Below are 14,348 nucleotides of genomic sequence, written 5' to 3' on the forward strand. Positions count from 1 at the left end.
GTGGCGGCCACCGTCGTGCGGCGGCCGCTCACGTCGAAGCGCTCCACCGGAGCGAACGCGGACGTCCCCGCCAGCGCGGCGGCCAGCAGCGCGTCGGCGTCCGGGCCGAGCGCCGTGACCGCGGCGACCCCGGTCACCGCGGCCGGCGGTGTGCGGTCAGGCATGACGCGGCTCGTCTTGCGCGAGCGCGTCCCGGAACACGGTCAGCGCGTCGGTGATGGTCACCATCCGCAGCAGCGCCTCGTCGTCCAGGTCGAGCCGGACGGCGTAACGCTGCTCGACCTGGTGCACCAGCCAGGCCAGCTCCAACGAGTCCAGCTCCTCGGTGACGGCCTCGGGCCGCCGGTCGCCGAAGCCGGCCAGCATGGTGACGAGGTCGGCCCGGTCGGGTAGTGCGGGCATGTGCGCCGGCCTCACTCGCCGGGGGCCGTGAGCAGGTTGGCGCGGGCGGCCACCGCGGCCGCGAACTCGCCCACGGTCATGCCCGCGAGCTCCTCGGCCTCGTCCTCGGAGAACGTGACGCCGAAGCGGTCCTCCACGCGGACGGTCAGCTCGGCGAGCGCGAGCGACTCGAGGTCGGCGCCGGCCGGGCCCAGCGTCGTCGTCTCGGTGATGCCCTCGACGTCGTAGTTCATCTCTTTGAGCGACTCGACGACGAAGGTGGAGATCTCGCTGCTCATGGTGGTGTTCCCTTTCGTTGTGGGGGCGTGACGGATCGCGGGCACCGCCGGCGGGCACCCGGAGCGGGAGGGGTTCGTCGGCGGCCGGCGGTCAGGACACCGCCGGCGCCGGGACCGCGGTTCGCAGCGCCGCGCGGTCGCGGACGAGCTTTCCGGTGGCGGTCCGCGGCAGCTCGTCGACGACGTGCAGGACGCGCGGGCGCTTGTAGGGCGCGAGCCGCTCGGCCAGCCGGGCCCGGATCGCCTCCGCCGTCCTTTCGCGGTCGGCGGCCGGGTCGGCGGGCAGCACGTACGCCTCGATGGCGCCGTCGTGCAGCACGACCGCGCTGGCCACCTCGGGCAGCGCCGCGAGGGTGTGCTCCACCTCGGTGAGGTCGACCTTCAGGCCGCCGACGGAGACCTGCGAGTCGAGCCGGCCGAGCACCCGGAAGCGACCCGTCGCCGGGTCGACGACGCCCGCGTCGCGGGTGTGCAGCCAGCCGTCGACGAACCGGTCCGGGCCGGTGTCGCCGACGTAGGGCGACTCGGGCAGCGCGACGCGCAGCTCGCCGCCGACCTCGGTCACCCGCAGCCCCGGCGCGGGGGTCAGCTCGGGGCGGTGGCGGGCGAACAGGTCGGTCGCGATGACCCCGACCTCGGTCATCCCGTACATGTTCCCGAGCCGCGTGGCGTACCTCTCGACGAACCGTTCGTGCACCTCGGCGCGGACCAGCTCGCCGCCCGTGGTCATCCCGATCAACTGCGGAAGTACGGGCGCCGTGCCCACGCTGGCGAGCAGCTCGATGTGGAACGGCACGCCCAGCACGGTGGCCGGCGTCGGCTTCGCGGCGATCGCGTCCCCGATGGCGTCCACGGTGAGCCGCTCGGGCACCACGAACTCGGCGCCCACGTGCAGGCCGTGGAGCAGCCCGCCGACGAGGCCGAGCACGTGCACCATGGAGGCGAGCGACACGATCCGCTCGCCGGGTCGCGGCACGCCGTCGATGCGGGTGTACCGGTCGAGTTCGGCTATGAGGCTCTCCGCCGTGCGCCCGATCACCTTGGACGGTCCGGTCGAGCCGGAGCTGAGCTGGATGAGCGCGTGCGCCGTGGCGGCGGGCGCGCCGGGGTGGGCGGTGACGGCCTCGGTCACCTCCGCGTAGCCGCGCAGCGCGCCGGCGGGCGCCTGACCGGCGACCACGACCTGCGGGGCGAGCCGGGCCAGCGCGTTGTCCACCTCGTACGGCGTGAGCCGGTGGTCGAGCAGGGAGGCCTGCGCGCCGATGCGCCACGCCGCGAGGAGGTTCGCGACGAACGCGAGCGACGGCGGCACGCGCAGCGCGACGGTCCCGCCCGCGCGCAGCCCGGCGGCGTGCAGCGCCTCCTGACGTTCGGCGACGAGCGCGCGCAACCGGGCGCGCGTGACCTCGCGGCCCAGCGTCACGCAGACGGCGTCGTCGGGGCCGGCGAGCAGCACCTCGTCGACCCAGCCGGCAGGGGACATGACGGCCTCCAGCGAACAACAGGTGGATGTTGATCGCATCGAGGTCCGCGGTCGTACGGGAGAGTCACCGTGCCGACACGCCCCGTCATCGCTCGACGCGCCGGCAGCCTAACAACATCATTTAAATACTCGCAAGCATCAATTTAATTATCCGCCCTGTCCGGATTTCGTGCGCAACGCCATGCTGACCGCCTTTTGTGGGCGGCGTTTGTCGAGACCGTGCGACGCATAACGCCTGGTTCGTCCGTCAGGACGTTGCTTCTAAATAGACGTCTATAGATGTGAGAGACAAACTCGACCGTAATTCATCGCGTCGTTATCATCACGGGCATCAATAGCCGATCCCCTGTGGAGGAGCCATGCCCCTGCACCCCCAGGTCGAGGCGGCGCGCGCCCGGCGCGAGCGCGCCGGTGTCGCCCCGCTCTACACGCTCGCGGTCGCCGCGGCGCGCGACGCCGACCTCGCGTCGATCCAGGCCGGCGGGGGAGCGGCCGTGCCGGTCCGCGAGGTTCTCGACGGGTCCGTGCCCGGGCCGGCCGGCCCGGTGCCGATCCGCCGCTACCGGCCGACGGCCGGAGACCGCCTGCCCACCCTCGTGTACTTCTTCGGCGGCGGCTGGACCCTGGGCAACCTCGACACCTCCGACGGCATCTGCCGGGCCCTCGCGACGAGCGCCGGGTGTCAGGTGATCGCCGTGGGCTACCGGCTCGCGCCCGAGGCCAAGTTCCCGGCCGCCGTACACGACTGCGCCGCCGCCGTCGAGTGGATCGCCGCGCACGCCGACGAGATCGGCGCGGACCCCGACCGGATCGCGGTCGGCGGCGACAGCGCCGGCGGCAACCTCGCGGCGGCGGTCACCCTGCTCGCCGCCGGCAGCGGCGGCCCGCGGCTGGTCGGGCAGTTGCTCGTCTACCCCAACACCGACTACGGCTCGCAGACCGAGTCGATGCGCGACAACACCGACCCGCTGCTGTTCAACCGCACCTCGGTCGGCTGGTACTGGTCGCACTACCTGGCCGACCCCGCCGACGGCGAGCACCCGCTCGCCTCGCCGCTGCGCGCCCCCGACCTCACGGGCCTGCCGCCCGCGCTGGTCATCACCGCCGAGTACGACCCGCTGCGCGACGAGGCCGAGGCGTACGCCCACCGGCTGCGCGAGGCCGGCGTCGAGGTCACCCTCACCCGCTACGACGGCATGGTGCACGGCTTCTTCGCGATGGCCGGCGACCTCGAGGCCGGCCGGGCCGCCCAGGACCAGGCGGCCGCCCAGCTCGTCGCGTGGTTCACACGACCCTCACGAACCGCCCACGCGACGTCCGCATCGGGCTGATGTTCTGGGCGCATGAGTGAGCGACAGCGAACGGATCATCAGCTCAGCAGCCCATGCCGACGCCGCAGCGAAGCGGAGGTGGCGGCATGACACTCTCGACACAGGTGCCGGACCAGGTCGGGTACCTCGACGCCGCCGCGCGCACCGACGCCGGGCGCGCCTACAAGGCCCGCCTTGCCGTCGCGCTGGACCTGAGGCCGGGGCTCGACGTCCTCGACATCGGCTGCGGCCCGGGCACGGACCTGGCCGTGCTCGCGGACGCGGTGACGGCGACGGGCAGCGTCGTCGGCGTGGACCGCGACCCCGGGATGGTCGGCCTCGCCCGCGCCCGCCTGGCCGGCCGGGCGAACGTCGCCGTCCGCACCGGCGACGCCCACGCGCTGCCGCTGCCGGCCGGCAGCGTCGACCGGGCCCGCACCGACCGGGTCCTGCAGCACGTGGAGGACCCCGCGGTCGCGATCGCGCAGGCTGCCCGGGTGCTGCGCGGCGGCGGGCTGCTCGGCATGGCCGAGCCCGACTGGGACACCCTCGCCGTGGCCGACGAGGACGTGGAGGTCAGCCGCGCCTTCGCCCGGTTCGTCGCCGGCCGGGTCCGCAACCCCACCGTGGGTCGTCAGCTGCCCCGCCTGGCGGCGGCGGCCGCGCTCGCCGTCGACAGCGTCGAGGCGTTCGCCGTCGTGCTGCGCGACCCGGCCGTGGCCGAGCAGATCCTGGGCCTGCGACGCAACGTGGCCCGGGCGGTCGGGGCCGGCATGCTGACCGCTGACGCGGCACACGCCTGGCTCGCCCGGCGCCACGCGGGCGAGTTCCTCGCCGGGTTCACCGTCTACCTGGTCACCGCGCGTTCGTGACCGCCCGGATCAGTCGCCGGTCCACGTCGCGCAGCGACGGGCGCCCGGCCAGCGCCATGTCGTGCGCCAGGTCGTCGGTCACGTGCCGCAGCAGGTCGGCCACCCCGTCGGACCCGCCGGTGGCGAGCGCCCACAGGGTCGGGCGCCCGAGCAGCACCGCGTCCGCGCCCAGAGCGAGGGCGATCAGCGCGTCGCGGCCCGACCGCACCCCGCCGTCCACCAGCACCGGGCACGCCCCGTCGACCGCCTCGACCACCTCGGGCAGCGCGTCGAGCGTGGCCACCGCGCCGTCGAGCTGACGCCCACCGTGGTTGGAGACGATCACGGCCGCCGCGCCGTGCGCGACGGCGGCCGCCGCGTCCTCCGCGGTCAGGATCCCCTTGAGGACGACCGGCAGCGGCGACCGCTCCCGCAACCAGGCGAGATCCGCCCAGGTCAGCGACGCGTCGAAGGTCTGCGCCGCGTGCGCGGCGAGCGCCGACGCGCCGGCCTGGCGGTCGTGCGACGCGGCCATGAGCGACGCGTCCAGGTTGACCGCCCGAACGCGACCGTCCACGGCGAAGCGGTTGCGGATGTCGCGCAGCCGCCGCCCGAGGCGGGGCGCGTCCACGGCCAGCACGAGCGCGGCGAAGCCGGCGGCGGCCGCCCGCCGCGCGAGGCGGGCGATCGCGTCGCGGTCGCGCAGCCAGTACAGCTGCAGCCACAGCGGGCCGGCGGCGGGCGCCGCGATATCCTCCAGCGTGCGGCTGGCGAACATCGCGACGACGAACAGGGCGTTCTCCTTCGCCGCGCCGGCGGCGGTGGCGACCTCCCCGTCGGGGTGCACCAGCTGGTGGTACGCGGTGGGCGCCAGCCCGACCGGTGTGTCCAGCCGGGCGTCTAGCAGCGTTACGCCGGTGTCGACGGCGGAGACGTCAACCATCACCCGGGGGCGCAGCCGCGCCGCCGCGAACGCCGCCGTGTTGGCCGCGACGGTCAGCTCGTCCCCGCTGCCGCCCTCGATGAAGTCCCACACCTCCGCCGGGATCTGTTGCCGGGCAAGGGTTCGAAGGTCATCGGCGCGCAGGTCGGTCACCCGCGCAGCATAGGCGTAGGTGGATCCGTTGGGATCAGCCGTGCCGGTCGGGTCCCGCCCACGAGAGCCGGATTTTGATGACCACCCGCCGGTCGCGCACCATCGCCGCCCGGTAGTCGTCCCAGTCGGGGTGCTCGCCGCTCAGGTCCCGGTAGTACCGGACCAGGGGCTCCATCGCCTCCGGCAGCGACACCACGGTCGCCTCCCCGTCGACCTGCACCCACTGCCCGAAGAACGCGTCCGTCGTCACGCACAGACTCACCCGCGGGTCCCGCCGCACGTAGTGCGTCTTCGCCGCCGTCTCCCGCGTGCTGATCACCGCGTCCCCGTCGCCGTCAATCCCCACGAGTACGGGCGACAACTGCGTCCGCCCGTCCGGCCGCCGCGTGGCGAGCACCGCCCGGTGGTGCTCGCGGAGGAAGTCACGTGCCTGGTCAATGTCCACGGCTCCCACCGTATCCGCGTCCCGGATACGGCCGGTGTGTCGGTCTTGTCCGGCCGCCCGGCCCGATCCGGCGCGGGCGCCGGTCGACGCGGCCGGGGTGCACCGGCGATGATGTTCGCCGGCGTGCGGCGCGTCCCGGCCGCGCGCGGGTCCGACCGGTGGTCGGATTCCGCGCCGCGCTCAGGGCGTTGTATTCAAGCCTTGTAAACTCTGGGCCGCGAGAGGGTGGAGGGAGGCCGGATGACCGTCGAGACGCCGGGCTCGCAGACCGCCCTGCGCGAGTCGAACCAGCGTCGCGTGATCCACGCGGTCCGGTCCGCGGGAGCGCTCACCCAGGCCGAGATCGCCCGCACCACGGGGCTGTCCGCCGCCACCGTCTCCAACATCGTCCGCGAGTTGCGCGAGGCGGGCACCCTCGTCACCACGCCCACCTCGAGCGGCGGCCGCCGGGCGCAGAGCGTGTCCATGGCGCGGCCCACGGGCCTGCTGGTCGGCGTCGAGATCGGGGCCAGCCGGCTGCGCGCCGTGCTGTGCGACCACGAGCACCGGATCCTGTCCGAGGAGAGCATCCCCTACGATTCCGCCCCGTCGGTCGAACGCGGCCTGCGCCGGGCCGAATGGCTGGTCAGCACGCTACTCCTGCACGCCCGGGTGGACCGCGCCTCGGTGCGCGGCGTCGGCGTGGCCGCCCCCGGCCCGATCGAGGCGGGCACCGGCCGGGTCGGCGCGCCCGCGCTCCTGCCCGCCTGGCACGACGCGGAGATCGCCGCGGAGCTGGGCGACCGGCTCGACATCCCGGTCCACGTGGACAACGACGCCAACGCCGCCGCCCTCGGTGAGCAGGTCTGGGGCGCCGGCCAGGGCGTGTCCGACCTGGTGTACCTGAAGCTCTCCGACGCCATCGGCGCCGGCCTGGTGCTGCGCGGCGAGATCTTCACGGGCGCTGCCGGCCTGGCCGGCGAGATCGGGCACATCACCGTCGACGAGCAGGGCCGCATCTGCCGCTGCGGCAACCGCGGCTGCCTGGAGACCCTGGTCGGCGGGCCGTACCTGCTCGACCTGCTGCCCGCCGGCCGCGCCGACGGCCCGCCGACCCTGCACACCCTCGTCACGGCGGCCCTCGACGGCGACCTCGGCTCCCGCCGGGTGGTCGCGGACGCCGGTCGGGCGGTCGGCACGGTCGCCGCGATGCTGTGCAACGTCCTCAACCCGCAGCGGGTCATCGTCGGCGGCGACCTGGCCGAGGCCGAGGACCTGCTCCTCGACCCGATCCGCGAGTCCCTGCAACGGCGTACGCTGCCCAGCGCGGCGGCGACGGTCGAGGTGGTCCCCGCCGAACTCGGCGCCCGCGCCACGGCCCTGGGCGCGGTCGCCTCCGTGGAACGCATGCTGGCCAGCGCGGCGGAGTCCGGCGCCCGCCCCCTCTGACCCGCCGCCCCATGCGCAACGCCCAACGCCCGATCGCGTTACGAAATCGTTAGCGGGCGTTGAGGTCCGGATTAGGGCTTTCGCACTTGTTTTGGGAGCGTGCCCAGTCTCTGCGTGGCCGCCGTCACAGGCGTGCTGAGCTGCGAAAAGGGTACAACTGGGGCATGAGTTCGTGTGTCGAACGAGTGACGGTGGGGTTGCGGGTTCTTGTCTTCAAGTCTTGACGACAAGGCCTTGTCGAGTTTGACTCTGAGCCCGGAGATGGCCACGGGCCCGGCCATCTCCGCCAATCCCGAACAACGTATATGCCACGTTTAATCGGTATAAAACGGGTTTATCGCCTATCAGGAGGCTCGCATGCAGTTCAACGCCAAACGCGGTCTCGTCGCCGTCGGCGCCCTCGCGCTCCTGCTCACCGGAGCGGCTTGCGGCAACGACGACGGTGGCTCGACCGGTGGCGGCAACGGCGCCAGTGTCGACAAGGGTTTCAAGGTCGGCCTGCTTCTCCCCGAGACCAAGACCACCCGGTACGAGACGTTCGACAAGCCCCTCATCGAGGCGAAGATCAAGGAACTCTGCCCCAAGTGTGAGGTCGTCTACCAGAATGCCGACCAGAACCACGACAAGCAGCTGTCCCAGGCCGAGTCGCTGATCACCCAGGGCGTCAAGGTCATGATCCTGGACCCGGTCGACGCCAAGGCCGCCGGCGGCATCGTGACCAAGGCCAAGGACGCGAACATCCCGGTCATCTCCTACGACCGGCTGACCCAGGGCCCGATCTCGTACTACGTCTCGTACGTGAACAAGCAGGTCGGCATCACCCAGGGCCAGGCCCTGCTCGACGCGCTCAGCAAGGACGGCGACCCGAAGCGCGGCCAGATCGTCATGATCAACGGCTCGCCCACGGACCCGAACGCCGCCGACTTCAAGGCCGGCGCGCACTCGGTCCTCGACGGCAAGGTCAACATCGGCGCCGAGTACGACACGCCGGACTGGTCGAACGACAAGGCCCAGCAGGAGATGGAGCAGGCCATCACCAAGCTCGGCAAGGACAAGATCATCGGCGTCTACGCCGCCAACGACGGCACCGCCGGTGGCGCCATCGCCGCCATGAAGAGCGCCGGCTTCGCGAAGATCCCGTTCGTGACCGGCCAGGACGCCGAGCTCGCCGCCATCCAGCGGATCCTGACCGGCGACCAGGGCATGACCGTCTACAAGGCCATCAAGCCGGAGGCCAACGCCGCCGCCGAGATGGCGATCGCCGCGGCGACCGGCCAGACGTACTCGGCCGCGTCGACCACGACCAACAACGGCTCCGTCGACGTCCCCTCGGTGCTGCTGCCCCCGGTGGCCGTGACCAAGGACAACATCAAGGACACCGTCGTCGCCGACGGTTTCTACAAGGTCGACCAGATCTGCACCGCCGAGTACGCCGAGGCGTGCAAGGCCGCTGGTCTGCTCTGACGACCCTGACCGGGTGACGGCCTTCGGGCCTGATCGCCACAGTGCCCCGCCGCGCGGTGGTGGGCAGGCGGGCACTGAACGTCGCGCGGTCCCGTGGTTGCACACGGGACCGCGCGACGCGGACCAAGAGAATATTGGAGGCGGTGACATGGAGTCGCGAACAGCAGCCGGTGTGCGCGCGAACCGCGAGCCGGTGCTGGCACTGTCGGGCATCTCCAAGCGCTTCGGTGCGGTGCAGGCGCTCACGGATGTCGCGCTCGAGGTGTACCCGGGGGAGGTGGTGGCCCTCGTCGGCGACAACGGCGCCGGAAAGTCCACCATGATCAAGGTGATCGCGGGGGTGAACCCGGCCGACGAGGGCCAGATCCTCTGGGAGGGCAAACCGGTCACCATCGGCAAGCCGCACGACGCGACCGAGCTCGGCATCGCGACCGTGTACCAGGACCTGGCCCTGTGCGACAACCTCGACGTGGTCGGCAACCTGTTCCTCGGCAACGAGGCGATGCGCCACGGCTTCCTGGACGAGATCGTCATGGAGCAGCGGGCGACCGAGCTGCTCTCCACCCTGTCCGTACGGATCCCCACCGTGCGGATCCCGGTGGCGTCGCTGTCCGGTGGGCAGCGGCAGTCGGTGGCCATCGCCCGGTCGCTGCTGGGCGAGCCCAAGATCGTGCTGCTCGACGAGCCGACCGCGGCGCTGGGCGTGGCCCAGACCGCGCAGGTGCTCGACCTCATCGAGCGGCTGCGTGACCGTGGCCTCGGGGTCATCCTGATCAGCCACAACCTCGCCGACGTGAAGGCCGTCGCCGACCGTGTGGTCGTGCTGCGCCTCGGCCGCAACGCCGGCGACTTCATCATGGCCGACGCCACGCAGGAGGAGATCGTCCAGGCGATCACCGGAGCGTCGGACAACGCGGTCTCCCGGCGGCGCGCCCGTGGCGCCGCGCAGGTCGTGCGGAAGGAGGCGGGACAGTGACGGTCACCGACAACGGCGCGGGCATCAACCCGGTGGCCGCCACGGCCCAGGGCCGCGACCCGCGGCTGTCCGGGCCGCCGCGCACCCCGGCCGAGGCGGTCCGGGCGGTGCGCCGACGCGTCCGGGCGGGCGAGCTCGGCCCGTGGCCGGTGATCTTCGGGCTCATCGTCATCGCGGTCGTGTTCCAGTCGCTCACCGACTCGTTCCTCTCGCCGGGCAACCTGACGAACCTGGCGATGCAGATCGCCGCCGGCGGCACCATCGCGGTCGGCATCGTGTTCGTCCTGCTGCTGGGCGAGATCGACCTGTCGGCCGGCTCCGTGTCCGGCGCCGCCGGCGCGCTGATGGCCGTCCTCACGGTGTCGCACGGCTGGCCGGCCTGGCTGGGCATCCTCGCCGCGCTGGTCATGGGCGCGCTGATCGGCGCGTTCCAGGGCACCATCTTCGCCAAGATCGGTGTGCCGTCGTTCGTGGTGACGCTGGGCGGGCTCATGGGCTGGCTCGGCCTGCAGCTGCTGATCCTCGGCCCGCAGGGCACGATCAACATCCCGTACGACGGGTTCGTCGCCAAGCTGACCAACACCTTCCTGCCGAGGGTGGCCGGCTGGGTCGTCACCGTCGGCATCGTGGTGGTCTACTTCGTGTTCGCGCTGCTCGACCTGCGTCGCCGGTCGGCGGCCGGGCTGCCGGGCCGGGGCATGGTCAGCCTGCTGATCCGCACGATCGGGCTCGGGCTGCTCGCCGGGAGCGTCACCGCGGTGCTCAACCAGGGCCGGGGCGTCCCGCTCGCGCTGGTCATCCTCGTGACCATCGTGGTCGTGTTCGACCTGATCCTGCGGCGCACCCGCTACGGGCGCAGCATCTTCGCGGTCGGCGGCAACATCGAGGCCGCGCGCCGGGCCGGCCTGCCGGTCGACCGGATCCGCATCTCGGTGTTCGCGCTCTGCTCGACCCTCGCGGCGTTCGGCGGCATCCTGTTCGCCTCCCGCGGGTACTCGGTGGGTCAGTCCTCGGGCGGCAGCGACACGCTGCTGCTGGCGATCGCCGCCGCGGTCATCGGCGGCACCAGCCTGTTCGGCGGCCGGGGCAGCACGTACTCGGCGCTGCTGGGCATCCTGGTGCTGCAGTCGATCCAGTCCGGCATGCTGCTGGTCCAGATCGACACCCCGATCCGGTACATGGTGACGGCCGCGGTGCTCGTGGGCGCGGTCATCCTCGACTCGTTGTCGCGGCGGGGACGCCGCTCCAGCGGTCGCGAGTAGAACGTTGGGGGGNCGGCGCCGTCACTCGGCCGCCAGCTGGTACGCGCTGGCCTGGAGGTTGAACAGGCCCGCGTAGACCCCGTCGGCGGCCATCAGCGCGTCATGGTCACCCTCCTCGATGAGCCGACCATGATCGAGTACGTAGATCCGGTCGGCGGAACGCACGCTCGCCATCCGGTGCGTGATCAGCACGACGGTGCGCCCGGCGGCCAGCCGCCGCAGCCGCTCGTAGACCGCGTGCTCGGCCCGGGCGTCGAGGTTCGCCGTGGGCTCGTCGCAGATGAGGATCGCCGCGTCGCGGTAGAACGCCCGCGCCACCGCCAGGCGCTGCCACTGCCCGCCGGACAGGTCCGCGCCGTCGGTGAAGTGCCGCGACAGCAGGGTGTCGTAGCCGCGGGCCAGCTCCGTGATGAACTCGTGCGCGTCCCCGTCGCGGGCCGCCGCCTCGACCCCCGCCGGCGTGTGCGGGCGTTCGTGGCGGCCGATCGTGATGTTCTCCCGGGCCGAGAACGGCCACTGCGTCGGGTCCTGCATGACGACCGCGACCTGGTCGCGGACGCTGTCCGGGTCCACCGTGGCGAGGTCGACGCCGTCCCAGCGGATGACCCCGCCCTCGGGCCGGTACAGCCCCGCGAGCAGCTTGGCGAGCGTCGTCTTGCCCGAGCCGTTCTCGCCGACCAGGGCGATCACCTCGCCCCGGCGGACGGTGAGGGTCACGTCGTCGACCGCCGGCCGGTCGGCGCCCGGGTAGCACAGGCTCACGTGGCGCAGCTCGATGAGCGCCGGGCCGTGCGGCGCGGCCACCGCCGGCGCCGGCTCGGCCCGCCGTTGGGCCAGGTCACAGAAGGCCTGGTACGAGTCGAAGTACAGCCCGTGCTCGTAGATGTGGTTGACCGTGAACGCGACCTGGGTGAGCGCCCCGATGCCCACCGAGATGGCGTACGCGGCAGCCCCGCCGACGGCCAGGTCCATCCGTCCGGTCATGAGCAGCCACACGAGGACGGCGTACGCGACGCCGGTGGCGAGCGCCCCGAGCGCGGCGCCGACGAGGTTGCCGCGCACCTGGGCGTTGGACAGGCGCACCCGCTCGCGCGCCATGATGCCCAGCAGCCGGCGCACCTCACCCAGCAGGTAGTCGCGCAGGGTGAAGGCGCGCAGCTCCGGGCCGCTGTCCCGGTCCGCGAGCAGGTCCGACAGCATCCACTTGCGCCGCATCATGGTGAACTGCCGCAGGTACTGCCGGTACTCCATGCGGGCCGAGCGCACCGCCGCCCAGCCGTTGGGCACGACGGCGAGCACCAGCAGCGGCAGCAGCACCGGGTGCAGCGCGGCGAGCACCCCCGCCGCCGAGCACAGCCGCACCGCGTTGGCGACCAGCTCGATGGCCATGTCGACGAGCCGCTGCGCCGCGTCGATGCCCCGGTCGCGGGCGCGGCCCATCGCGTCGCGGAAGTCCGCGTCGTCGAACGTGGACAGGTCGACCCGGGTGGTCAGGTCCATGAGGCGCACCTCGGCCTCGCGGCTGACCTGGGGGGAGAGCCGGCCGTGCGCGGCGGTCGCGGCGAACGTCAGCGCGCTGCGCACGGCCGTCATGGCGATGAGCAGCAGCAGGGACGGGATGGCGGCGCGGACGCGCTCGGGCGTCGGCGCCGCGCGCAGCAGCCCGTCGAGGACGCCGACGACGCTGGCCAGCCCGAACCCGCCCGCGACGCCGGAGGCGAGCTGCGCGGTGACCAGGACGGCGGTGGTGCGCCGGTCGGTGGACCAGGCCAGGCGCCACGCGCGGCGCAGCAGGCCCGGCAGCCGCCGGGCCATGGTGAGGAAGCTGGCGGACGCGGCCTCGGCCGTACCGGTGAGCCAGTACGGCACGGCGAGATCCGCGGCGATCTCGTCCTCCGGCTCCGCGTCTCGGGTGGGGGCCGACGAAACCATGGGCGCCTCCGGCGGGTGGTACCGGGCGTCTTGCTTCGTTGGTACGTCGCCGGCGGCGCATCGTCCACCCACGACGCGGGTCGTCACCCGTACCGTTGGCGTGGCGGCACGCCGAGCTCCGCCCGCAGGGCGTTCTCGGTGAGCTCGTCCGGGTGACCGGGGAAGCTGCGCGGTGGCGTCGTCGGGTCGCCGTCGTGGTCGACGGGCAGCCCGACCGCCTCCCGTTCCATGTTGTTGACGCGGCCGTCGTCGGGTCCGGTGTAGACGCCCGGCGCGTACGTGTCGTGGAGCAGGTCGTAGGCGTGCGCCAGCTCGTGGAACAGGACGGTCACGGGCGGCCCGCCGGCCACCGCCTGGAACTCCGGGTTGAACTCGACGTCGACCCCTGGGGCGCCGAACACCCCGCCCCGGGCGATCGCGTACCCGTTCGCGTCCGGCGTCGCGGTCACCGTGACGGGCGCGCCGTCGACCCGCAGCGCGTCGAGCATCCGACCGCCGACGGGCGAGGAGCGCAGCGTGTCCAGGTCGGACCCGACCCGCTCGACGAAGTCCGCCGTGCCCCGCACCCGCACCGCGTCCGCCGCGGTCAGCGCCACGTCCACGTCGCGTTCGACGCCGGCGCGCACGTCGTCGGCCTGCGCGTACGCGACGTCGCCGCCCGCGCCGCCGGTCAGGATGTCGGCATCGTCGCCGCCGTAGAGGTAGTCGTCACCGGCCCCGCCCCGGACGTCGTCGCGGCCCCGTCCGCCGGTCAGCGCGTCGCCGTCCGCGCCGCCAATCAGCCGGTCGTCGCCGCGCCCACCGTCCAGATAGTCCACCCCGGCCCCGCCGTCGAGCCGGTCGTCGCCGGACAGCCCGTAGGCGGTGTCGTCGCCCGCGCCGCCGCGCACCGCGTCGGAGCCGGCACCGCCGTCGACGTAGTCACGCCCCGCGCCGGCCGTCACCCGGTCGCGGCCCGACCGACCGTGGATCACGTCGTCACCGCCCAGGCCGGCGAGCAGGTCGTCGCCGGACCCGCCGGTAACCCGGTCGTCGCCCGCGCCGGCGAGCACGGTGACGCCGGCGGTCACGTCGGGATCCACGACGACCCGGTCGTCGCCCGCCCCCGTGCGGACGATGAGCCGCGTCCCGGGCCGGACGTAGCGCGGCACGCCGTCGACGGTGACGATCAGTCCGCCGGTCGCGGGGTCGCGGGCGACCCGCACGCTGTCGGCCCGGTCGGTGCCCGCCACGACCAGGACGTCACCGGTGTCGATCACCTGTCCGGCCAGCTTCGGGTCGGGCGGCAGCCGGGCCGCGAGCGGGTCGCGGCCGGCGGTCACGGCCGCGCACCAGGCCGTGGCCGCGTCGAGCGCGGCGCGTGCGGCGTCCAGCCGGACCCGCGCGTCGGCCAGCGACCGGTCGAGACGCCCGCGCACCTG

At 73.3% G+C, this 14,348-nt stretch carries 13 protein-coding genes; 6 read left to right on the plus strand and 7 right to left on the minus strand.

The window, feature by feature from the left end; all coding sequences use genetic code 11:
• Positions 1–156: 156 nt before the first annotated feature.
• From ABD211_RS27430 to ABD211_RS27440, 3 genes are all read right to left on the minus strand, one after another.
• Positions 157–402 carry a hypothetical protein gene (locus ABD211_RS27430; RefSeq protein WP_344138071.1) on the minus strand — a complete coding sequence of 82 codons (246 nt, stop codon included), beginning with the start codon at positions 400–402 and terminating at the stop codon, positions 157–159.
• A gap of 11 nt (positions 403–413) precedes the next feature.
• On the minus strand, positions 414–680 hold the full coding sequence (locus ABD211_RS27435) for a phosphopantetheine-binding protein (protein ID WP_344138074.1): 267 nt from the start codon (positions 678–680) through the stop codon (positions 414–416).
• Between the two features lie 91 nt (positions 681–771).
• Entirely contained in the window at positions 772–2,163 is a 1,392-nt protein-coding gene (locus tag ABD211_RS27440; protein ID WP_344138077.1) for a class I adenylate-forming enzyme family protein, read from the minus strand.
• Positions 2,164–2,522: 359 nt separating this feature from the next.
• Here ABD211_RS27440 and ABD211_RS27445 point away from each other — a divergent pair, with 359 nt between their 5' ends.
• Both ABD211_RS27445 and ABD211_RS27450 read left to right on the plus strand, forming a co-directional pair.
• Complete coding sequence (locus ABD211_RS27445; protein ID WP_344138080.1) at positions 2,523–3,494, plus strand: alpha/beta hydrolase; 972 nt, start codon at positions 2,523–2,525, stop codon at positions 3,492–3,494.
• An 86-nt stretch (positions 3,495–3,580) separates the two neighbouring features.
• On the plus strand, positions 3,581–4,345 hold the full coding sequence (locus ABD211_RS27450) for a methyltransferase domain-containing protein (RefSeq protein ID WP_344138083.1): 765 nt from the start codon (positions 3,581–3,583) through the stop codon (positions 4,343–4,345).
• Here ABD211_RS27450 and ABD211_RS27455 read toward each other — a convergent pair.
• Complete coding sequence (locus ABD211_RS27455; RefSeq protein WP_344138086.1) at positions 4,329–5,420, minus strand: alpha-hydroxy acid oxidase; 1,092 nt, start codon at positions 5,418–5,420, stop codon at positions 4,329–4,331. The genes ABD211_RS27450 and ABD211_RS27455 overlap by 17 nt on opposite strands.
• 34 nt (positions 5,421–5,454) lie before the next feature.
• Positions 5,455–5,865 carry a PPOX class F420-dependent oxidoreductase gene (locus tag ABD211_RS27460; RefSeq protein ID WP_344138089.1) on the minus strand — a complete coding sequence of 137 codons (411 nt, stop codon included), beginning with the start codon at positions 5,863–5,865 and terminating at the stop codon, positions 5,455–5,457.
• A gap of 240 nt (positions 5,866–6,105) precedes the next feature.
• Between ABD211_RS27460 and ABD211_RS27465 the strand changes: the two genes are divergently transcribed.
• From ABD211_RS27465 to ABD211_RS27480, 4 genes are all read left to right on the plus strand, one after another.
• Entirely contained in the window at positions 6,106–7,293 is a 1,188-nt protein-coding gene (locus tag ABD211_RS27465) for an ROK family transcriptional regulator (RefSeq protein WP_344138092.1), read from the plus strand.
• 357 nt (positions 7,294–7,650) lie between these two features.
• The gene (locus ABD211_RS27470) at positions 7,651–8,757 is read left to right on the plus strand and encodes a sugar ABC transporter substrate-binding protein (protein ID WP_344138095.1); all 1,107 of its coding nucleotides are present in this window, start codon (positions 7,651–7,653) and stop codon (positions 8,755–8,757) included.
• Between the two features lie 148 nt (positions 8,758–8,905).
• Positions 8,906–9,733, plus strand: a complete 828-nt coding sequence (locus tag ABD211_RS27475) for an ATP-binding cassette domain-containing protein (RefSeq protein ID WP_344138098.1) — start codon at positions 8,906–8,908, stop codon at positions 9,731–9,733.
• Complete coding sequence (locus ABD211_RS27480; RefSeq protein WP_344138101.1) at positions 9,730–10,995, plus strand: sugar ABC transporter permease; 1,266 nt, start codon at positions 9,730–9,732, stop codon at positions 10,993–10,995. Before ABD211_RS27475 ends, ABD211_RS27480 begins: the two co-directional genes overlap by 4 nt.
• A 21-nt stretch (positions 10,996–11,016) precedes the next feature.
• Here the strand turns inward: ABD211_RS27480 and ABD211_RS27485 are convergent, their stop codons facing one another.
• Both ABD211_RS27485 and ABD211_RS27490 read right to left on the minus strand, forming a co-directional pair.
• A complete protein-coding gene (locus ABD211_RS27485; protein WP_344138104.1) occupies positions 11,017–12,927 on the minus strand; it encodes an ABC transporter ATP-binding protein in 1,911 nt (636 codons plus the stop codon).
• Positions 12,928–13,010: 83 nt separating this feature from the next.
• Positions 13,011–14,348, minus strand: a 1,338-nt coding sequence (locus ABD211_RS27490; protein WP_344138107.1) for a M91 family zinc metallopeptidase, incomplete at its 5' end; no start/stop codon positions are given.

The sequence above is a fragment of the Luedemannella flava genome, assembly GCF_039528515.1.
Taxonomy (GTDB): Bacteria; Actinomycetota; Actinomycetes; order Mycobacteriales; family Micromonosporaceae; genus Luedemannella; species Luedemannella flava.